This is a genomic window from Bradyrhizobium sp. Unk1 (assembly GCF_059512345.1).
Genome location: NZ_JCAMOP010000002.1, coordinates 160,155 through 179,224, shown reverse-complemented (window position 1 = coordinate 179,224; position 19,070 = coordinate 160,155). Strand labels below are relative to the sequence as shown.

At 64.3% G+C, this 19,070-nt stretch carries 17 protein-coding genes; 4 read left to right on the top strand and 13 right to left on the bottom strand.

The window, feature by feature from the left end; genetic code table 11:
* Window positions 1-167: 167 nt before the first annotated feature.
* The 3 genes from AC5ZFO_RS02900 to AC5ZFO_RS02890 form a co-directional block, all read right to left on the bottom strand.
* Window positions 168-1,487: a TRAP transporter large permease gene (locus tag AC5ZFO_RS02900; protein WP_282519951.1), complete on the bottom strand. Its 1,320-nt coding sequence runs from the start codon at window positions 1,485-1,487 to the stop codon at window positions 168-170.
* Between the two features lie 2 nt (window positions 1,488-1,489).
* Window positions 1,490-1,999, bottom strand: coding sequence for a TRAP transporter small permease (locus AC5ZFO_RS02895; RefSeq protein WP_014498282.1), 510 nt, complete (start codon window positions 1,997-1,999; stop codon window positions 1,490-1,492).
* A 222-nt stretch (window positions 2,000-2,221) separates the two neighbouring features.
* The gene (locus tag AC5ZFO_RS02890) at window positions 2,222-3,238 is read right to left on the bottom strand and encodes a TRAP transporter substrate-binding protein (RefSeq protein ID WP_282519952.1); all 1,017 of its coding nucleotides are present in this window, start codon (window positions 3,236-3,238) and stop codon (window positions 2,222-2,224) included.
* A gap of 260 nt (window positions 3,239-3,498) precedes the next feature.
* Here AC5ZFO_RS02890 and pobA point away from each other — a divergent pair, with 260 nt between their 5' ends.
* Complete coding sequence (pobA, locus tag AC5ZFO_RS02885) at window positions 3,499-4,668, top strand: 4-hydroxybenzoate 3-monooxygenase (protein WP_282519953.1); 1,170 nt, start codon at window positions 3,499-3,501, stop codon at window positions 4,666-4,668.
* A 240-nt stretch (window positions 4,669-4,908) separates the two neighbouring features.
* Window positions 4,909-5,364, top strand: a complete 456-nt coding sequence (locus AC5ZFO_RS02880) for a PaaI family thioesterase (protein WP_496121297.1) — start codon at window positions 4,909-4,911, stop codon at window positions 5,362-5,364.
* Here AC5ZFO_RS02880 and AC5ZFO_RS02875 read toward each other — a convergent pair.
* Complete coding sequence (locus AC5ZFO_RS02875) at window positions 5,321-6,205, bottom strand: LysR family transcriptional regulator (RefSeq protein WP_282519955.1); 885 nt, start codon at window positions 6,203-6,205, stop codon at window positions 5,321-5,323. The two genes, AC5ZFO_RS02880 and AC5ZFO_RS02875, sit on opposite strands and share 44 nt — an antisense overlap.
* 121 nt (window positions 6,206-6,326) lie before the next feature.
* Here AC5ZFO_RS02875 and AC5ZFO_RS02870 point away from each other — a divergent pair, with 121 nt between their 5' ends.
* Complete coding sequence (locus AC5ZFO_RS02870) at window positions 6,327-6,962, top strand: pyridoxamine 5'-phosphate oxidase family protein (protein WP_282519956.1); 636 nt, start codon at window positions 6,327-6,329, stop codon at window positions 6,960-6,962.
* 193 nt (window positions 6,963-7,155) lie between these two features.
* Here AC5ZFO_RS02870 and AC5ZFO_RS02865 read toward each other — a convergent pair whose 3' ends face one another.
* Genes AC5ZFO_RS02865 through AC5ZFO_RS02855 form a run of 3 tightly spaced genes read right to left on the bottom strand, consistent with a single transcriptional unit; the run spans window position 7,156 to window position 10,699 of the window.
* Window positions 7,156-7,887 (bottom strand): ABC transporter ATP-binding protein, encoded by a 732-nt coding sequence (locus AC5ZFO_RS02865; RefSeq protein ID WP_282519957.1) that lies wholly within the window; start codon window positions 7,885-7,887, stop codon window positions 7,156-7,158.
* On the bottom strand, window positions 7,884-9,653 hold the full coding sequence (locus AC5ZFO_RS02860; RefSeq protein WP_282519958.1) for a branched-chain amino acid ABC transporter ATP-binding protein/permease: 1,770 nt from the start codon (window positions 9,651-9,653) through the stop codon (window positions 7,884-7,886). The genes AC5ZFO_RS02865 and AC5ZFO_RS02860 overlap by 4 nt, the downstream gene beginning before the upstream one ends.
* A 5-nt stretch (window positions 9,654-9,658) precedes the next feature.
* On the bottom strand, window positions 9,659-10,699 hold the full coding sequence (locus AC5ZFO_RS02855) for a branched-chain amino acid ABC transporter permease (RefSeq protein ID WP_282519959.1): 1,041 nt from the start codon (window positions 10,697-10,699) through the stop codon (window positions 9,659-9,661).
* A gap of 177 nt (window positions 10,700-10,876) precedes the next feature.
* Between AC5ZFO_RS02855 and AC5ZFO_RS02850 the strand changes: the two genes are divergently transcribed.
* Window positions 10,877-11,398: a MarR family winged helix-turn-helix transcriptional regulator gene (locus AC5ZFO_RS02850; protein WP_282519960.1), complete on the top strand. Its 522-nt coding sequence runs from the start codon at window positions 10,877-10,879 to the stop codon at window positions 11,396-11,398.
* A gap of 207 nt (window positions 11,399-11,605) precedes the next feature.
* Here AC5ZFO_RS02850 and AC5ZFO_RS02845 read toward each other — a convergent pair whose 3' ends face one another.
* The 6 genes from AC5ZFO_RS02845 to AC5ZFO_RS02820 all read right to left on the bottom strand — a co-directional run bounded on the left by AC5ZFO_RS02845 (window position 11,606) and on the right by AC5ZFO_RS02820 (window position 19,069).
* Window positions 11,606-12,889 carry a glycerate kinase type-2 family protein gene (locus tag AC5ZFO_RS02845; protein ID WP_282519961.1) on the bottom strand — a complete coding sequence of 428 codons (1,284 nt, stop codon included), beginning with the start codon at window positions 12,887-12,889 and terminating at the stop codon, window positions 11,606-11,608.
* A 184-nt stretch (window positions 12,890-13,073) separates the two neighbouring features.
* Window positions 13,074-14,303 (bottom strand): ABC transporter substrate-binding protein, encoded by a 1,230-nt coding sequence (locus tag AC5ZFO_RS02840; protein WP_282519962.1) that lies wholly within the window; start codon window positions 14,301-14,303, stop codon window positions 13,074-13,076.
* A 241-nt stretch (window positions 14,304-14,544) separates the two neighbouring features.
* Complete coding sequence (locus AC5ZFO_RS02835) at window positions 14,545-15,771, bottom strand: ABC transporter substrate-binding protein (RefSeq protein WP_282519963.1); 1,227 nt, start codon at window positions 15,769-15,771, stop codon at window positions 14,545-14,547.
* A gap of 127 nt (window positions 15,772-15,898) precedes the next feature.
* Window positions 15,899-17,128: an ABC transporter substrate-binding protein gene (locus tag AC5ZFO_RS02830; protein WP_282519964.1), complete on the bottom strand. Its 1,230-nt coding sequence runs from the start codon at window positions 17,126-17,128 to the stop codon at window positions 15,899-15,901.
* 40 nt (window positions 17,129-17,168) lie between these two features.
* Entirely contained in the window at window positions 17,169-18,188 is a 1,020-nt protein-coding gene (locus AC5ZFO_RS02825; RefSeq protein ID WP_166345291.1) for a branched-chain amino acid ABC transporter permease, read from the bottom strand.
* Window positions 18,189-18,190: 2 nt separating this feature from the next.
* Window positions 18,191-19,069, bottom strand: a complete 879-nt coding sequence (locus tag AC5ZFO_RS02820) for a branched-chain amino acid ABC transporter permease (protein WP_063980940.1) — start codon at window positions 19,067-19,069, stop codon at window positions 18,191-18,193.
* Between the last annotated feature and the right edge of the window lies 1 nt (window position 19,070).

Genomic DNA, 19,070 nt, shown 5'->3' with positions numbered 1-19,070 from the left:
TCCCCCTGTGGGAGAAGGTGGCGCGAAGCGCCGGATGAGGGGTTGTCTCCGCAAACGCAGATGTGCGGGCGGAGAGATACCCCTCACCCGTCTCGCCGCTATCGCGGCGAGCCACCCTCTCCCACAAGGGGAGAGGGGACAACCGCGCGTCGCGCAGCAGGCGTTCACTAATGCGCCATCATCCGCGTCGGCAGCCAGGTCGCCAGCATCGGGAAGGCGATCAAAATCACCAGCCGCACCAGATCCGTCGCCACGAACGGGATCACGCCCTTGAAGATCGTGGAGAAGGAGACGTCCTTCACCACGCTTTTGATGACGAAGACGTTCATCCCGACCGGCGGGTGGATCAGGCCGAGCTCGACCGTCATCACGATGATGACGCCGAACCAGATCGGATCAAACCCGAGATGCGTGATCACGGGAAAGATGATCGGCACGGTGAGGATGATCATCGCCATGGCGTCCATCAGGCAGCCGAGCACGAGATACATCACCATGATCAGCGCCAGCACGCCGTAGGGGCCGAGGCCGAGACCGGTGAGGAACTCGGTGACCTTCTGCGGCGTCTGCGTCACCGTGAGGAAATAGCCGAAGATCAGCGCGCCGATCAGCACGGTGAACACGGCGGCCGCGGTGCGCGTTGCCTGCAGCAGCGACGCCAGAATCTTCTCGCGGTCGAGCCGCCCGGTGACAACGCCGATGATGAAGGCGCCCGCGGCGCCGACGCCGCCGGCTTCCGTCGGCGTGAAACGCGGCAGGAAGGGCAGGCCGTAGAGGCCGCCGATCACGAACACGAACAGCAGGACCGGCGCCCAGATGTCCTTCAGGCCCGCGAAGCGCTCGCGCCACGGCAGCACCTTGCCCTTGGGCAGGAAGTCCGGGCGGAAATGGCCGATCAGGAAGATCGTGATCATGTACATGGTCATCGCCAGCAGCCCCGGGATGATGCCGGCGATGAAGAGCTTCCCGATGTCCTGCTCGGTGATGATGCCGTAGACCGCGAGCACGGTGGACGGCGGCAGCATCGCGCCCAGCGTGCCGCCGGCGGCGATCACGCCGGTGGCGAACGACTGCGGATAGCCGAAGCGGCGCATCTCGGGGTAGGCGACGGCGGAGAAGGTCGCGGCGGTCGCGACGGAGGAGCCGCAGATCGCGGCAAAGCCGCCGCAGGCGCCGACGGTGGCGATGCCGAGCCCGCCGCGCAGGTGTCCGACAAAGCCGTTGGCGGCGCGGAACAGCTCGCGGCTCATGCCTGAATTGCTGACGAAGGAGCCCATCAGCAGGAACATCGGGATGACGCCGAAGGTGTAGTCGGTGACCGTGCGCATCGAGGTCTGGCCGACCAGCTTCAGCGCCGCCGTCCCGTTGACGAGATAGGCGAAGCCGGACACGCCGACGAGGCCCATGGCCATGCCGACCGGCACGCGCAGCAGCATCAGGACGAACAGGGAAACGAAGCCGATTAAGGCGACGGCATCGGTGCTCATGATTACTCCGTCGCCTTCAATTTTGGATCGTGCATGTCTTCGGGATGGAAGATCAGACGGTAGGTGCGGATCGCGATCAGCAGCACGGCCGCGGCATCACCGATCCACGCGACCGCGAAGAACGGCCAGGTCGGCATGTGCATGTCGAAGGTCTGGACGTTGTCGTTGTAGGTGCCGCGCACCTTGTCGAACAGCGTCCAGGTCTGCACGGTGACGACGAACAGCAGCACCAGCGTCGCGAACACGTCGATCCAGCGCTGGTAGCGCGGCCCGACATTGCCCCAGACCAGGTCGACCGTGATGTGGGTGCCGCGATAGGACGTCGCCGCGATGCCCCAGAAGATGAGGATGCCGAGCAGCATGCGGCCGATATCGAACGAGTCGGGGATCGAGTAGTTCAGCGTATTGCGCAGCAGCACCGACAGGAAGATGTCGAGCGCGACGATGCCGACGAAGCCGGCCGCGATCCATTCGATCGTGTCGATGATGCGGTCCATCCAGGAGCGCTTCATGGGAGGTGTCCCGTCGTGTGCTGTCATTTCTTGATCTCGGTCTCGCCTCGGACTTCACCTCGCCCCGCTTGCGGGGGAGAGGTCGCATCGCATCGTAGATGCGATGGGGGTGAGGGGGACTCTCCGCGAGTCCGAGTGTCACCGTCTCTGCGGAAGCAGCCCCTCACCCCAACCCTCTCCCCGTAAGGACGGGGAGAGGGGGAGGACGGACCGGTCGCAGCGTCACTCCGCCAGCGCGTTGTACTTCTTCAGCGAGGCCTTGAGATCCGCCAACGCGGCGTCGGGATCGGCGCCGGCCTTCTTGGCGCCTTCGCCCCAGGTCTTGACCAAGGGATCGGCGGCCTTCTTCCAGGCGGCGGTCTGTTCCGGTGTCAGCTTGTAGACCTCGTGGCCGGCTTCCGCCTTGACCTTGTCGATGCCGGCGTCCTCGAACTTGCCCCAGTGCTCGCCGACCACGCCGGCCATCTCGGTCGAGCAGTTCTTGTCGATCGCGGCCTTCTGCTTGTCGGACATCGCGCCGTACTTGTCCTTGTTGATCACGAATACGAAGGTCGTGGTGTAGAGCGGCGCCTCCATGTCGTACTTGGTCACCTTGTCGATGCCGAACAGCACCAGGGAGCCCCAGGGGAAGGTGACGCCGTCGGCGACGCCGCGCTCAATGATGTCGCGGACCTCAGGCGCGGAGGACTGCACATTGGTGCCGCCGAGCGAGGTGACGAAGTTTGCCATGGTGGCGTGCGCGGGACGGATCTTCAGGCCCTTCACGTCCTCCGGCGCCACGATCTTTTTGGTCTTGGAATGGAAGGAGGAGGGCGAGTGGACGAAGGCGAGGCAGTATTTGACGTCCTTCATCTCCTTCTCGGCATATTTGCGGTACCAGGCGTCCAGCCCCATCGAGCCGCCCTTGGCGTCCGAGATCAGGAACGGCAATTCGCCGGCGCCGACGATCGGGAAGCGGCCGGGCTGATAGCCGGGATTGACGTAGGTGACGTCGGCGATGCCGTCGCGTGCCATGTCGTAATGGTCGAACGCCTTGCCGAGCTGCTGGGCGGGAAACACCTTGCCGGTGATGGTGCCGCCGGAATCCTTGTTCACTGCGGCCACCCAGTCTTCCAGCGACTTCTGCAGCGGGTGCGACGCCGGCACCCAGTGCGAGACTTTCAGGTCGAAGGTCTTGTCCTGCGCGAACGCGGGGCTCACGCTTGCTGCCAGCAGCAAAGCCAGACAGGCTTTCCTCATTGGTCGTCTCTCCCTGTTTCGACGGCGGGCTTCGATGGCCCGGTCTCGTTAATTAACATGTTATCTAATTGGCCGGCGCGTTCAAGCCGGAACTGGCGCGGCGTGCCGCCGCGTCATCTACGTCAGCCATGTTGCATGGATTTGTCGCTGCCCGGGCGCACTCCCCTTTTGCCCAACGATTATATGTTATAATTATCTTGCGCGGACCGACGCGACAAGCGAGCCGCGGCGAAAACCTACAGGATCGGGAGGAGCAAGTATTGCGGACAAAAGTCGCAATCATCGGGGCCGGGCCGGCCGGATTGTTGCTTGGGCAACTGCTGCACCAATACGGCATCGACAATGTGATTCTGGAGCGGCAGAGCCCGGACTACGTGCTGGGCCGCATCCGTGCCGGCCTCCTCGAGGAGGGAACCGTCGCGCTGCTCGACCAGATCGGCGCCAGCGGGCGGGCGCATGCCGAGGGCCTGGTGCATGAAGGCATCGAGCTCGCCTTTTCCGGGAGCCGTCACCGCATCGACATGAAGGCCGCGACCGGCAAGACGGTCATGATCTATGGCCAGACCGAGGTCACGCTCGACCTGATGAATGCGCGCAAGGCTGCGGGCCTCACCTCGGTTTACGAGGCCAGGGACGTGCAGCCGCATGATTTCGACGGCAGTCGGCCGCGCGTCACCTATGTCAAGGACGGGGTCACCCACACGATCGATTGCGACTTCATCGCCGGCTGCGATGGCTTTCACGGCGTCAGCCGCGCCAGCGTCCCGGCCACGGCGATCGAGGAGTTCGAGCGGATCTACCCGTTCGGCTGGCTCGGCATCCTCTCGGAGACGCCGCCTGTCAGCCACGAGCTGATCTATTCCAACCACGCCCGCGGCTTCGCGCTCTGCACCATGCGCTCGACCAAGCGCAGCCGCTACTATGTGCAGTGCGCGCTCGACGACCATGTCGACCAATGGCCGGACGACCGTTTCTGGGACGAATTGAAGCGCCGGCTCGACCAGGAGGCGGCCGACAGTCTCGTCACCGGCCCCTCGATCGAGAAGAGCATTGCGCCGCTGCGCAGCTTCGTCGCCGAGCCGATGCGGTTCGGCAAGATGTTCCTGTGCGGCGACGCCGCCCATATCGTGCCGCCGACCGGCGCGAAGGGGCTGAACCTGGCTGCCAGCGATGCGCATTATCTGTCGAACGCACTCCGCGAATTCTACGACGAGAAATCCAACGCCGGCATCGACGCCTATTCCGCCACGGCGCTGGCGCGGGTCTGGAAAGCGGTGCGCTTCTCCTGGTGGATGACCTCGATGCTGCACAAATTCCCCGACACCGGCACCATCGGCGGGCGCATCCAGCTCGCCGAGCTCGACTACGTCACGCAGTCGCAGGCCGCGATGACGTCGTTGTCGGAGAACTATGTGGGGCTGCCGTTTTAGGAGGGTCACTGTCATGCCCCGCGAAGGCGGGGCATCCAGTACGCCGCGGCCTCTCCGTATCACGTCACCGTCTCTGGAATACTGGATCACCCGCTTTCGCGGGTGATGACAGTCTTCGTGAGGCAACGCCGGAGGTCGTTTCAAACACCCGCGCAAATCCCGTTTAAAACTTTGTAGGCGGTGAAACTGTCATCCACATCGCGTTCAATGGCGGCAACCCCACCTCGATGCGAGATAGTCATGACCGACACCGACATCCCCGACGGCTTCGAGCCGCTTTCCCGCAAGAGTCCGCTCACCGAACCCTGGGAGCCGCTTTACTCGAAGAACACCGACAAGGCCGTCATTATTGGCCTCCGGCTGGCAAGGCCGCACACCAACGGCCGTGGCTTGATCCACGGCGGCCTGATCGCCGCGCTTGCCGACAACGCCATGGGCTATAGCTGCGCGCTGGTGACGAACTGGACCACTTCGTTCGTGACGGTCTCACTCTCGGTCGATTTCGTCGGCTCCGCCGAGATCGGGCAGTGGTGTTCGATCGAGAGCGACGTGATCAAGACCGGCAAGACGATCTGCTTCGCGCAATGTCTGATCAAGGCCGACGGCACTGTGATCGCACGGGCGAGCGGGACGTTCCGGGTGGTGCCGAAACCTACCCAAACCTCCACTCCGCCGTCTCTACCACGAGATCGATGAATGCGCGCACCTTGGCCGAGAGCAGGCGTGAGGTCGGATAGACGATGTGGATCGGCAGCGCCGGCTGCTCGTATTTCGCCAGCACGATTTTCAGCCGCCCGCGCTTCAACCCCTCTGCGGCCTGATAGGCCAGCACCCGCGTGATGCCCCCGCCGGCTTCTGCATATTGCAAGGCGGCGTCGGCGCTGTTGCTGGTAAAACGTGGCGTCGGCGTCCACTCGATATCGCGGCCGTCCTGGACGAAGTGCCAATTGGCGTAGGGGCCGAACGCGATGGTCTGGTGCGCGTGCAATTCCTGTGGCGTCTTCGGCTCGCCGTTGCGCTTCAGGTAGCCCGGCGTCGCCACCGTGATCCGCCGCATCTCGCCGACCTGGCGTGCGACCAGCGAAGAATCGGCGAGATGGCCGATCCGCACCGCGGCATCGACCGCGTCCTCGACGAGATTGACGAGGTTGTCCGAAAGTCTGAGCTCGGCCGTGACCTCCGGATAGCGCTTGAGATAATCGGTCATGACCGGCGCCACATGCAGCCGCCCGAAGCCGAGGGGCGCCGACACCACCAGACGCCCGCTCGGCCGGTTGCGTTCCTCCCGCGCGGAGCCGTCGGCCTCCTCGACATCGGCGAGGATGCGCCGCGCGCGCTCCAGATAGCGCGTGCCGACATCGGTCAATCTCACCTGCCGGGTAGTGCGCTGCAGCAGGCGCGCGCCGAGATGCTCCTCCAGCGCCGCGATCAGCCGCGTCACGGCCGAGGGCGACAGCTGCAGCTTGCGCGCCGCCGGCGCAAAGCCGCGCAGATCGGCGACGGTGACGAAGACGTGCATGGCTTCGAGGCGGTCCATGGAATTATTGCATATATTGCAATGATGAAGTGTCAAGTGGCCAGATTGTTTTGCCCGCTGGAAGGTCCATTTTAGAACGCGAAAGACGCAGGGATGCGCCGGGATTTCAGGAGATGTTCCGATGACGGCAACTCACACCTACGCCAGCGACGTGGCGTTCACGCCGGCGGTGAAATCGATCCAGACCCGAAAGGGATCACGCGAGGGGTATGCCCATGCCGAGCAGCGCGGCTGGCGCACCGAGGTCGACGAGAACCTCGCGGCGTTCCTGGCTGACGCCAACAGCTTTTATTTCGCCACCGCCTCGGCCGATGGCCAGCCCTACATCCAGCACCGCGGCGGCCCGAAGGGGTTTTTGAAGGTGCTGGACAAGCAGACGCTGGCTTTCACGGACTACGCCGGCAACCGGCAATACATCACGCAGGGAAACCTGACCGAGAATCCCAAGGCCTATATCTTCGTGATGGACTACGCCCATCGCCGCCGCGTCAAGATCTGGGGCGAGGCGCGCGTCGTCGAAGACGATGAGGCGCTGACGACGTCGCTGATGCCCAAGGGGTACCGCGCGCGGCCGGAGCAGGTGATCCTGTTCAAGATCGCAGCATGGGACACCAACTGCCCCCAGCACATTCCGCAGAAGTTCGATGCGCCGGATGTCGCGGCAGCGCTGGCGGCGAGGGACCAGCGGATCGCGGAGCTGGAAGCAGAGGTCGCGGCGTTGAAGGGAAAAGCGAGTCTGCCTTCAGGCGAAAGCTAGTGCAGCTCGCACGGTACACCCTCTCCCCCTGAGAGAGGGGGTGGCTCGCGGCGCAGCCGCGAGACGGGTGGGGGGTGTCTCTCCGCAGGCGATGGTCCCACGTCGTCATTCGCGGAGAGAACCCCTCATCCGGCGCGCTTACGCGCGCCACCTTCTCCAACAAGGGAGAAGGGAAGAGGAGCCAGCCGCGAAATCAGATCACACTCGCGCCTTCGTGCTGGAAGCCGAGATAGCTGGCCGCCACCCGCTCGTTCGCGGCGATATCGCTGGCCTTGCCGCTGAGCACGAACTCGCCGAGCTCCATCACATAGGCCTGGTCCGCAATCTTCAGCGCGGCCTGCGCGTTCTGCTCGACCAGCAGCACCGAGACGCCGCTGGCGCGCAGCTCGGTGACGATGCGGAAGATGTCGGCGACGATGATCGGGGCGAGGCCGAGGCTCGGCTCGTCCAGCATCAAGAGCTTCGGCTCGCCCATCAGCGCGCGGCCCATCGCGAGCATCTGCTGCTCGCCGCCGGAGAGGGTGCCGGCGAGCTGCTTGCGCCGCTCCTTCAACCGCGGAAACAGCGTGTAGACGCGTTCCATCGAGGCTTTCGCCTTGCTGCGCTCGATGCGGAAGGCGCCGAGTTCGAGATTGTCCTCGACATTCATGGTCACGAACAATTCGCGGTGCTCGGGGACGAGGCCGAGCCCCATCGCGACGCGGTCCTCGATGTCGAGCCGTGACAGATCCTGCCCGGCGAAGGCGACACGGCCTTTCAGCGGCAAAATGCCCATGATGGCGGAGAGCAGCGTGGTCTTGCCGGCGCCGTTGGCGCCGACGATGGTGACGATCTGGTTGGCGCCGACCTCGAGCGAGACCGAGCGCACGGCCTCGACCTTGCCATAGGCGACATGTGCGTCGGCGACGGACAACAGCGCGCTCATGCCGCCACTCCGAGATAGGCCTTGATCACTTCGGGATTGGTCTTGATCGTGGCGGGCGTGCCTTCCGCGATCTTGGTGCCGAAATCGAGCACCACGATGCGGTCGGCGAGGTTCATCACGAAGCCCATGTCGTGCTCGACAAGAAGCACGCTCATGCCGCCGTCGCGCAATTCGCGCAGCAGCGCAGCAAGGCGCTGCTTCTCCATGTGGCGCAGGCCGGCGGCCGGCTCGTCGAGCAGCAGCAGCATCGGATCGACGCACAGCGCACGCGCGATCTCGACGATGCGCTGCTGGCCGAGCGAGAGCGAGCCTGCGAGCTGATGCATCTGCTCGGCAAGGCCCACGCGCTCGATCTGGCGGGCGGCCTCCGCGAGCAGCCTCGCTTCATCGGCGCGGTCGAGCCGCAGCATCGAGGAGATCGGTCCCGAATGGCCGCGCAGATGCGCGCCGATCGCGACATTCTCCAGCACGGTCATATCAGGGACCAGCTTCACATGCTGGAAGGTGCGGGAGATGCCGAGCTTGACGATCTCCTGCGGAGGCGCCCTGTCGACCTTCTTGCCGAGCACCGAGATCGAGCCTGATGTCGCCGACAGCACACCGGTGATCAGGTTGAACGTCGTGCTCTTGCCCGCGCCGTTCGGTCCGATCAGCGCGACGATCTCGCGGGCCTGCACGTCGAAGGAGACGTTGTTGACCGCGATCACGCCGCCGAACTGCTTTCGCGCCTTCTCGACCTGGAGCAGGACGCCGGACTGGCCGGCCGCGCGGGTGCGCTGCTCCAGTTTCAGCGAGGTGTCCGGCTTCTTGCCGCTGGTTCGCTCGGGCAGGAACGACATCAGCCAGGGCCAGACGCCGCCGGGCGCAAGCTGGAGCAGCGCCACCAGCATGATGCCGAACACGATGGTCTCGACCTGCCCGGAGCCGGGCAGGATCAGCGGCAAATAGCTTTGCAGCACCTCCTTCAGGACCACGACGATCGCCGCGCCCAGCACGCCGCCCCAGACATAGCCGGCGCCGCCGACCACCGCGATGAAGAGATATTCGATGCCGGCCTGCGCGCCGAACGGCGTCGGATTCACCGCGCGCTGGAGATGCGCGTAGAGCCAGCCGGAGAGGCCGGCGAGCACCGCGGCGTGGATGAACACCAGGAGCTTTGCCCGCGGCGTGTGCACGCCGAACGCTTCGGCTGCGACGTGTCCGCGCCGCAGCGCGCGGATGGCGCGGCCGGTGCGGGAATCCAGCAGGTTCATCGTGAGCAGGGCCGAGAGGATCACGGCAACCCAGATCGCGTAATAGATCGAGCCGGGCGAGAGCATCTTGAACGAGCCGATCGACAGCGGCGGGATCGCCGAGATGCCGTCGTTTCTTCCCAGGAATTCCAGCTTGCTGAAGAGATAGAACAGCCCCAGCCCCCAGGCGAGCGTGCCGAGCGGCAGATAGTGCCCGGAGAGACGGACGGTGACGAGGCCGAGCAGCACCGCCAACGATCCGCTGACCAGCAGCGACAGCGGCAAGGTCAGCCACGGCGACAGGCCGTAGGCCGTCGACAGCACCGCGGTGGTGTAGGCGCCGAAGCCGACGAAGGCTGCCTGGCCAAACGAGGTCAGGCCGCCGACGCCGGTGAGCAGCACGAGGCCCATCGCGACGAGGGCGGCAAGGCCGATATTGTCGAGCAGCACGATCCAGAACGGCGGCATGCCCGGGAGATGCGGGATCGCCGCCATGAGAAGCGCGAAGACGAGGATGGGAAGCCGGCTCTGCATGCGCGTCAGTCCTTCTCTTCCTCGACCGCGGGCGCGGCGAGCGAGCGCAGCAGCAGCACGGGGATCAGCAGCATGAAGACGATCACTTCCTTGTAGTTGGAGGCGTAGAAGGACGAGAACGCCTCGACGATGCCGACGACCAGCGCCGCGACGGCGGTGAGCGGATAGCTGACCAGGCCGCCGATGATCGCGGCAACGAAGCCCTTCAGGCCGATCAGGAAGCCGGAGTCGTAATAGAGCGTCGTGATCGGCACGATCATGATGCCCGACAGCGCGCCGATGACGGAGGCCAGCAGGAAGGCGATCTGGCCTGACAGCGTGGTGCGGATGCCGGCAAGGCGGGCGCCGAGCCGGTTCACGGCGGTCGCGCGCAGCGCCTTGCCGTAGAGCGTCAGCCCGAAGAACAGCCAGAGCCCGATGATGAAGGCGATGGTGATGCCGTAGACGGTGATGCTCTGGCCGGTGAAGCGCAGTGCGCCGGCGGTGAAGGAGCCGGACAGCACGGCAGGTCCGCGCTGGCCTTCGGCGCCGAAGAACAGCAGGCCGAGGCCCTGCAGCGCGAGGTGGACGCCCACCGATGCGATCAGCAGCACCAGCACGGAGGTGTGCGCCAGCGGCTGGAACGCGATGCGGTAGAGGTAGAGGCCGATCATCGCGACGATCACCAGCGACAGCGCGATGCAGACCGCCACCGGCGGCTTCTGGGCGGCGAAGTAGATGGTCAGCGCCAGCACGATGGCCGGCAGCACGATGTTGGTGACGAGGCTGCGCACGACCAGGCGGCCGTGCAGCGCCTTGCGCGCCACGAACAGGTCGAACACGAAGGCGCCGATGCCCAGCGCCAGCGCGAGCTTTGCCGTGCCCGGCATCTGCCCCGCGGCCAGCGAGGCATAGGTCAGCGCGCCGTAGGTGACGAATTCGCCCTGGGGAATCAGGATGACGCGCGTGACGGCGAACACCAGCACCAGCGCCAGGCCGAGCAGCGCATAGATCGCGCCATTGGTGATGCCGTCCTGTACCAGGAACAGCATGATGGTGGTATTCAAGACCGGACGCTCCCCCTCAAAGATCGGGACCGGGCTCCGCAATTGCGGTGGACGGTCCGCTCACAGCCATTGAAACGCTGACGATAATTGATATGATCCATAACAATTATCAAATATAACTTCAAGGGTGGGGCGGACGACCCGCCCCGAATTTAGCGGGATCACGAGCACGAGGCGATGACCGTTTCCAAAACCGCTGAAAAGTCTTCTGAAAAGCCCGGTGACGCGGCCAAGGGCCGCAAGGACGCGGCCGAGGCCCACCCTGAAGCCCTCCAGCTTGGCGAGCTCTCCGAGCAGCTCGGCTACGTGCTGAAGCGGGCGCAGCTCAAGGTGTTCGAGAACTTTTTGCGCTGCATGGCCTCGCTCCAGCTCACGCCCGCGCAGTTCTCCGTGCTGCTGCTGGTCGAGAAGAATCCGGGCCGTAACCAGACCGAGATCGCCTCGACCCTGGGTATCCTGCGCCCGAACTTCGTGGCGATGCTCGACAATCTGGAGAGCCGCGACCTCTGCGCGCGGATCCGCTCCACCAACGACCGCCGCTCGCACATCCTGGTGCTGACCGACAAGGGCAAGGCCGTGCTGACCCGGGCGAAAAAGCTCGTCGCCACCAAGCACGAATCCCGGCTGAACCAGCTGCTCGGGCAGGCCAACCGCGAAGCCCTGATCGGGATGCTGTCGAAGATCGCGAACGAGTTTTGAGGGGGCCGCGCTCTTTCCGCTCCCTCCCCCCTTGCGGGGGAGGGTAGGGGAGGGGGGTAGCCTAGCAAAAGGTGCGCGACGTATTGCGCGCTGCAGACAACAGCGGACTCTTGGTGCGCACTCCATCGAGAGCGCGCGTCGTGTGACACCCCTCTCCCTAGCCCTCCCCCGCAAGGGGGGAGGGAACGCAGCGGAGTACGAGGCGCCTCAATCCACCAAAATCACCCTGATATCGTTCACGTTCGTCAGCGTTGGTCCCGGCATCAGCAGATCGCCGGTCGCCTCGAAGAACGTCGTCGCGTCGTTGTTGTCCAGGTACGCCTGCGGCTGAAGCGCCAGGGCCTTCATCTTCGCGAAGGTCGCAGCATCAATCAGCGCGCCGGCGGGGTCGGTGGGGTGGCCGGCGCCGCCATCGGCGCCGTCGGTGTCGCCGGCGAGAGCAGAAATGTCAGGCGTGTCCTTCAGCAGGCCCGCGAGCGCCAGCGCGTATTCCTGGTTCGGGCCGCCGCGCCCGTTGCCGCGCACGGTCACCGTGAGCTCGCCGCCGGAGAGGATCGCGAGGCGCTTGCCTTGCGCGCGGGCCTGAAGCGCGAGCCTGGCGTGATCGGCGGCGACCTCGCGGGCCTCGCCTTCGAGATCGGCGCCGAGATCGATGGTCTCGTAGCCCGCTTCCTTGGCGAGCTTCACCGCGGCGTCGAGCGATTGCTTGGGCCGCGCGATCAGCTCGAAATGCGCGCGCGCGAAGGCGGCATCATCAGGTTTGGCGCTTTCGTTGGCGGGATCGTCGAGTGCGCGGCGGACGGCGTCGTCGATGGCGAGCTTGTATTTTGCGACGATCGCGCGCGCATCGGCCAGCGTGGTCGGATCGGGCACGGTGGGGCCGGAAGCAATGGCGGACGGATCGTCGTGCGGCACGTCGGAAATCGCGAGCGTCACGATCTCGGCGGCATTCCTGCCGGCGCGCGCCAGCCGGCCGCCCTTGATCCGCGACAAATGTTTCCTGACCGTGTTCATCTCGCCGATCGGCGCGCCCGACCGGAGCAGCGCCTTGTTGACCGCCTGCTTCTGCGCGAAGCTGATGCCGTCCACCGGCGCGATCCAGTTCGCCGAGCCGCCGCCGGTGAGCAGCACCAGCAGCAAATCGTCGGGTCCGGCCTCGCTCGCGAGCGCAAGCGTATCGGCGGCGCCCTTCAACCCGGCTTCATCGGGCACGGGATGGCCGGCCTCGACCACGCGGATGCGGCGCGTCGGCACGCCGTAGCCGTGGCGCGTGGTGGCGATGCCGACGAGGCGCTCCGGCGCGAGCTTGAGCGTGTCGAGATAATGCCGTTCGGCGGCCGCGGCCATCGCACCCGCGCCCTTGCCGGCGGCGAGGCAGATCACGCGCCCTTTCGGCGCGGGCCGCAGATGCGGCGCCAGAATCGTGCTGGGATGGGCGGCGGCAACGGCGGCGTCGTAGAGCGCGCGGAGCAGGGGACGTCGGTCGGTCATGACGAAAGGCCTTCAGCGAACTGAAATGATGGCGACACAATCGCCGGCTCCCTGCCTACCGCATCAGGCGCCAAAGCGTAAGCGGGCTTTACAATCATTCGATTGTGCAATCGCGTGATCATAATCCGCGCGCAAGCAAAAGCCCCCTGCGATGGCCGCGCAGGGGGCTCTCTGTCGTTTGGGGCTAGCCGCCGACGTCGGCGCTGATCACGTCTCCGAACAGCTCCCACTTCTCGCCCTTGAACTTCTCGAGTTGAAGCTGGCTGATCGGCGCGAAATCGGTCGGCGAGGTGTTGATCTTGACGCCCGGCAGCAGCGCCTCGGTGCGGAAGTCCTTCACGTTCGCCGCCTGCTTCATGATGTTCTCGCGTGTGAGATTGTCACCGCACTGCTTCAAGACCTGGACCAGTGTCTGCGCCACGGCATAGCCGACGATCGTGCCCTTATCGAGCTTGTCGCCCTCGGGGAAGTATTTGGTCATGAAGGCCAGAAACTCCTTCATGCCGGGATCGTTGTTCCACGCGGGATCCGACACGTCCTTGAGATAGTCGGCCGAGATGATGTCCTGGCCATTCTCGAAGCCGGCCGGCTTCATCACGCTGCCGACGGAGGCCGAGACGTTGTTGAGGAAGTGCAGCGGCTTCCAGCCGATCTCGGCATTCTTCTTGATCGCTTGCGCGGCGAATTTCGGCGTCGTGATGTTCATGAAGACGTCGGCACCGGTCGACTTCAGCTTGACGATGTGGTTGTCGATGGTCGGCTCGGAGGTCTCGTAGCTCTCTTCGATGACGATCATCGAGGCGGCTTTCGAGCCGAGGCCGTCCTTGAGGCCCTTGAGATAGTCCTTGCCGTAATCGTCGTTCTGGTAAAGCACCGCGATCTTGGCGTCCGGCTTGTTCTTGAGCAGCCACTTCGCATAGATCTGCGTCTCGCTCTGGTAATTGGGCTGCCAGCCCATGGTCCAGGGGAAGTTCTGCGGATCGTTCCACTTGGTGGCGCCGGTCGCGACGAACAGCTGCGGCACCTTCTTCGAGTTCATGTATTTGTGGATCGCCGAGTTCGGCGGCGTGCCGAGCGAGTTGAAGATGAACAGCACCTCGTCGCTCTCGACCAGCTTGCGAGCCTGCTCCACCGTCTTCGGCGGCGAGTAGGCGTCGTCATAGGAGATGTAATTGATCTTGCGGCCGTTGATGCCGCCCTCGTCGTTGATCTTCTTGAAGTAGGCGGCTTCGGTCCGCCCGATGATGCCGTAGGCGGAGGCCGGTCCGCTGTAGGGCATGATGTTGCCGATCTTGATTTCGGTGTCGGTCGCGCCGGTATCGTATTTCTTCTGGGCCGATGCAGTGGAGGCCGAGGCCGCAATGAGCGCAAGCGCCAGTGACGCGGCCGCAAGTTTGCCGGTGACAGCGGGCATTCCTATCTCCCTATTTTCTTGGTGTGTGTGCGCTTCCTTTTCTTGGCTCGATTATTTTTGGCGACGCGGATGCAATTCAATACGATTTACCGGGAGCCTTCAACAGAAAGCCCCCGCGGCGGTGTCACAGGGACTGCTCCTTTAGTAGTCAAGGACCGTCGCGCGCTCGTGTGCGATTGCGAGACGGCGCGGCTGTCTTGAGTTGATTAACCGGTCGGAGGCGATTTTGAGTTGCGCGGCTTCAATGGCCGAGCTCGCTCGAGATGATGTCGCCGAACAGCTCCCATTTCCTGCCCTTGAACCGCATCATCTGGAGCTGCTCGATCGGGGCGAAATTATCGGCGGAGGTGTTGATCTTGATGCCGGGCAGCAGCGTGTCGGGCTCGAAATCCTTCAAGGAAGCGGCCTGCTTCATGACGTTCTCATGGGTGAGCTCGTCGCCGCACATCTGCAGCACCTTCACCATGGTCTGGGCCGCGGCATAGCCGAACACCACGCCGGCATCGAGCTTGTTGGCCTTGGGGTCGTACTGCGCGAGGAAGTTATAGAACTTCTTCATGCCGTCATCGGCATTCCATTGCGGGTCGGAGCCGTCCTTGGTGTAGCTCGCCGACAGGATGCCTTGCGAGATCTCCAGGCCCGCGGGCTCGAGCACGCCGCCGACCGAAGCCGAGACGTTGGAGATGATGTGGACCGGATGCCAGTTGATCTCGGCCGCCTTCTTGATCGACTGCGCGGCGAATTTCGGCGTGGTGACGCTGAGGAAGACGTCGGCGCCCGAGGCCTTCAGCTTCACGACGTGCTCGTCGATCGCGGGCTCCGACGTGTCGTAGCCGTCTTCGAGCACGATCATCGATGCCTTGGCCCCTAAGCCGTCCTTCAGCCCCTTCAGATAGTCCTTGCCGAAATCGTCGTTCTGGTAGAGCACGCCGATCTTCGCGTCCGGCTTCTCCTTCATGATGTATTTGGCGTAGATGCGCGCCTCGCTGGCGTAGCTCGGCTGCCAGCCCATGGTCCACGGATATTGCTTCGGATCGTTCCACTTGGAGGCGCCGCTCGCCACGAACAGCTGCGGCACCTTCTTCTCGTTCATGTATTTGCGGATGGCGCCATTGGTGGAGGTGCCGAGCGAGCCGAAGATCAGCAGCACACCGTCGCTCTCGACCAGCTTGCGCGCCTGCTCCACGGTCTTCGGCGGCGAATAGCCGTCGTCGTAGGAGATGAACTTGATCTTGCGGCCGTTGATGCCGCCCTCGGCATTGATCTTGTTGAAATAGGCTTCCTCGGCCTTGCCGATCGCGGCATAGGCGGAGGCCGGCCCGCTATAGGGCATGATGTTGCCGATCTTGATCTCGCTATCGGAAGCGCCGCTGTCGTATTTCTTTTGCGCCTGTGCCGGGCTGCTCATCGCAGTGCACAACGCGAGCGCGGCCGAAACGGCCGCAACCTGAAATCGAACGACAGTCATCTTTCTCCACCCGGAATGGATCGGCGCCGCATTGAACAAGATTGACGCCTGACGTCAACAAAAAGCCCCCGCGGTCGCCCGCGGGGGCTTTGTCAGATTTGACTAGATTTGGACTATTGCGTCAGCGTCACTCGGAAGCGACGTCGCCGCTGATGATCTCGCCGAAGAGTTCCCACTTCTCGCCCTTGAAGCGCTGCATCTGGAGCTGCGAAATCGGGGCGAAGTCGGTGGCGCTGGTGTTGATCTTGACGCCGGGCAGCAGCGTGTCCGGTGCAAAATCCTTCAAGGAAGCGGCCTGCTTCATCAGGTTGGCGCGGGTGAGGTCGTCACCGCACATTTCCAGCGTCTTGACCAGGGTCGACGCCGCGCCGTAGCCGTAGACCATGCCGGTGTCGGTCTTGTCGGCGCCGGGCATGTATTTGTCGACGAACTCGTTCCACTTCTTCATGCCGGGATCGTTGTTCCACTGCGGGTCGGTGGAATCCTTGGCATAGGCCGCCGACAGCACGTCCTGCGAGGCCTCGAAGCCGGCCGGCTTCATCACGCTGCCAACCGAGATCGACACGTTGGTGAGGATCTGGAGCGGCTTCCAGCTGAGCTCAGCGGTCTTCTTGATGGTCTGGGCCGCGAACTTCGGCGTCGCGTAGATCAGCAGCACGTCGGGATTGGCGGCCTTGATCTTGACGATGTGGCCGTCGATCGACGGCTCGGAGATCTCGTAGCTCTCTTCCATGATGATCATGGACGCGCCCTTGGCGCCGAGACCGTCCTTGGTGCCCTTGAGGTAGTCTTTGCCGAAATCGTCGTTCTGGTAGAGGATCGCGACCTTGGCGTTCGGCTTTTCCTTCATCAGCCATTTCGCGTAGATCTGCGCTTCGCTCTGGTAGGAGGGCTGCCAGCCGATGGTCCAGGGGAAGTTCTTCGGGTCGTTCCACTTGGTGGCGCCGGTGGCGACGAACAGCTGCGGGATCTTCTTGGCGTTCAGGTACTTCTGGATCGCGGTGTTCGAGGGCGTCCCGAGCGGATTGTACACGGCCAGCACTTCGTCGCTCTCGACCAGCTTGCGGACCTGCTCGACGGCCTTCGGCGGCGAATAGGCGTCGTCATAGGTGACGAAGTTGATCTTGCGGCCGTTGATGCCGCCCTTGTCGTTGATCATCTTGAAATAGGCTTCTTCGGTCTTGCCGATGATGCCATAGGCCGATGCCGGACCGCTGTACGGCATGATGTTGCCGATCTTGATCTCGGTGTCGGACGCGCCGGTGTCGTATTTCTTCTGGGCAAGTGCTGCGCCGGAGGTGAGGGTCGCGACCGCCGTTACGAGTGCGGTGGTTCGCAGTATTCTTCCGAAAAGCAATTGGGTCTCCTTGGTTAAAACAACAGTCTGGATGGACGTTTCAGTTCTTCCTGAGCCGACCGGCGAGTTGCTGGCCCATGATCGCGACTTGCCTTGCGCCATGCGGCACGAGGTAGATGACGAGGAACAGGAGCACGCCGAACACCGCGCCGGAGAGGCCCTTGGAGATGCCCTCCGCGATGTTCGGCACGAAGATGATGAAGGCGGCGCCGACGATCGAGCCGGGCAGCCAGCCGACGCCGCCGACGACCATGCCGAGGAACAGCGAGATCGCGAGCGTGATGGTGTAGCTGTCGGGCGCGACGAACTGCACCGCGATGGCGCCGAGCGAGCCGGCGATGCCGGTGATGGCGGCGGAGACGCCGAAGGCCAGTGTCTTGTACAGCGCGACGTCGACGCCCATCGCGGAGGCCGCGATCTCGTTGTCGCGGATCGCCATGAAGGCGCGGCCCGAGCGGGAACGCAGCAGGTTCACCGAGAAGATGTAGATCGCAATCACGACCACGAGCGTGAAGTAGTACAGCCACATGTCCTGCGACATCGGCAGCCCGAACGGCGCGTCCGGCTTGGTGACGACGAGGCCCTGCACGCCGCCGGTCCAGTGCTCGAGGAAGTTCAGCTTGAGGAGCTGCGGCATGGCGGTGGCGAGCGCGAAGGTCGCGAGCGCGAGGTAGACGCCGGAGAGCCGCAGCGCCGGCTGCCCGAACAGGAAGCCGAAGCCGAAACAGACGACGCCGGCGATCGGCAGCGTCAGCGCGTAATTGACGTTGAAGTGCTCCATCAGCACGGCTGTCGTATAGGCGCCGACCGCGTAGAACGCGCTCTGGCCGAGCGAGAACTGGCCGCTCCCGCCGGTCAGGATGTTCAGCGCCAGCACCGCGAGCCCGTAGATCAGGAGCATCGTCATCTGGAAGATGATGAAGTTCTTGACGAAGACGGGCGCGATCAGCAGCGCCGCGAGCACCACCAGCGAGGTGCCGGTGCCCAGCGTCATGGCGCGCTTCGGAACAGCCTCGACCGCCTCGTGGCCTTCTGCAACGACTTCTTCTGCAGCGCTCATGATCAAACTCGCTTGACGATGTGCCGGCCGAACAGGCCAGCGGGTTTGACGACCAGGACGGAGATGATCAGCGCGAGCGCGATCGGGAGCTTCAGCTCATTGCCGACGCCGGGGATGTAGGTGCCGGCGAGGTTCTCGAAGATGCCGACCAGGAAGCCGCCGACCACGGCGCCGAACGGGCTGGTGAGACCGCCGAGCACCGCGGCGGCAAAGCCGTAGATCAGCACGCCGCCCATCATGTTGGGTTCGAGGAACACGACGGGGGCGATCAGCATGCCGGCGATCGCGCCGATCGCGGTCGCCATGCCCCAGCCGAGCGCGATCATCCAGCTCGTGTTGATGCCGACGAGGCGGGCCGATTCAGGCACCGAGGCGGCCGCACGCATGGCCAGGCCGATGCGCGTATACTGGAAGAAGAAGTAGAGGCCGAGCAGCAGCAGCACCGTGACGCCGATCATGCCGGCCTGGTGGGTCGAGATCAGCTGGCTGCCCAGGAACGGCGCGGAGCCGAACGGGGTCGGGTACTGCTTGATGGTGAAGTCCCAGATCAGGCCGGCCGAGGAGTTGATGATCGCAAACAGGGCGATGAAGCCGGCGACGTTGGTCAGCACCGGCGCTTTCGCCAGCGGCTTGAACAGGATGCGCTCGATCGCGATGCCGGCGACGAAGGAGAGCGCCAGCGTGAGGATGAAGGCGGCCCAGTAGGGCACGCCCCACTGCATCAGCTGCCACGAGATGAAGGTCGAGAACATCGCCATCTCGCCCTGCGCGAAGTTGAGATGGTCGATCGCCTGGTAGATCATGACCACGGCGAGCGCCATGCAGGCGTAGATCGCGCCCGTGGCGATGCCGGCCAGCACTTGGTTGGTGAACAGCTCCATC

Bases quoted from the DNA above. Each gene is read 5' to 3' on its own strand.
- AC5ZFO_RS02900 (WP_282519951.1), bottom strand. From the start codon at position 1,487: ATGAGCACCGATGCCGTCGCCTTAATCGGCTTCGTTTCCCTGTTCGTC.
- AC5ZFO_RS02895 (WP_014498282.1), bottom strand. From the start codon at position 1,999: ATGAAGCGCTCCTGGATGGACCGCATCATCGACACGATCGAATGGATC.
- AC5ZFO_RS02890 (WP_282519952.1), bottom strand. From the start codon at position 3,238: ATGAGGAAAGCCTGTCTGGCTTTGCTGCTGGCAGCAAGCGTGAGCCCC.
- AC5ZFO_RS02880 (WP_496121297.1), top strand. From the start codon at position 4,909: ATGACCGACACCGACATCCCCGACGGCTTCGAGCCGCTTTCCCGCAAG.
- AC5ZFO_RS02875 (WP_282519955.1), bottom strand. From the start codon at position 6,205: ATGGACCGCCTCGAAGCCATGCACGTCTTCGTCACCGTCGCCGATCTG.
- AC5ZFO_RS02870 (WP_282519956.1), top strand. From the start codon at position 6,327: ATGACGGCAACTCACACCTACGCCAGCGACGTGGCGTTCACGCCGGCG.
- AC5ZFO_RS02865 (WP_282519957.1), bottom strand. From the start codon at position 7,887: ATGAGCGCGCTGTTGTCCGTCGCCGACGCACATGTCGCCTATGGCAAG.
- AC5ZFO_RS02860 (WP_282519958.1), bottom strand. From the start codon at position 9,653: ATGCAGAGCCGGCTTCCCATCCTCGTCTTCGCGCTTCTCATGGCGGCG.
- AC5ZFO_RS02850 (WP_282519960.1), top strand. From the start codon at position 10,877: ATGACCGTTTCCAAAACCGCTGAAAAGTCTTCTGAAAAGCCCGGTGAC.
- AC5ZFO_RS02845 (WP_282519961.1), bottom strand. From the start codon at position 12,889: ATGACCGACCGACGTCCCCTGCTCCGCGCGCTCTACGACGCCGCCGTT.
- AC5ZFO_RS02840 (WP_282519962.1), bottom strand. From the start codon at position 14,303: ATGCCCGCTGTCACCGGCAAACTTGCGGCCGCGTCACTGGCGCTTGCG.
- AC5ZFO_RS02835 (WP_282519963.1), bottom strand. From the start codon at position 15,771: ATGACTGTCGTTCGATTTCAGGTTGCGGCCGTTTCGGCCGCGCTCGCG.
- AC5ZFO_RS02825 (WP_166345291.1), bottom strand. From the start codon at position 18,188: ATGAGCGCTGCAGAAGAAGTCGTTGCAGAAGGCCACGAGGCGGTCGAG.
- AC5ZFO_RS02820 (WP_063980940.1), bottom strand. From the start codon at position 19,069: ATGGAGCTGTTCACCAACCAAGTGCTGGCCGGCATCGCCACGGGCGCG.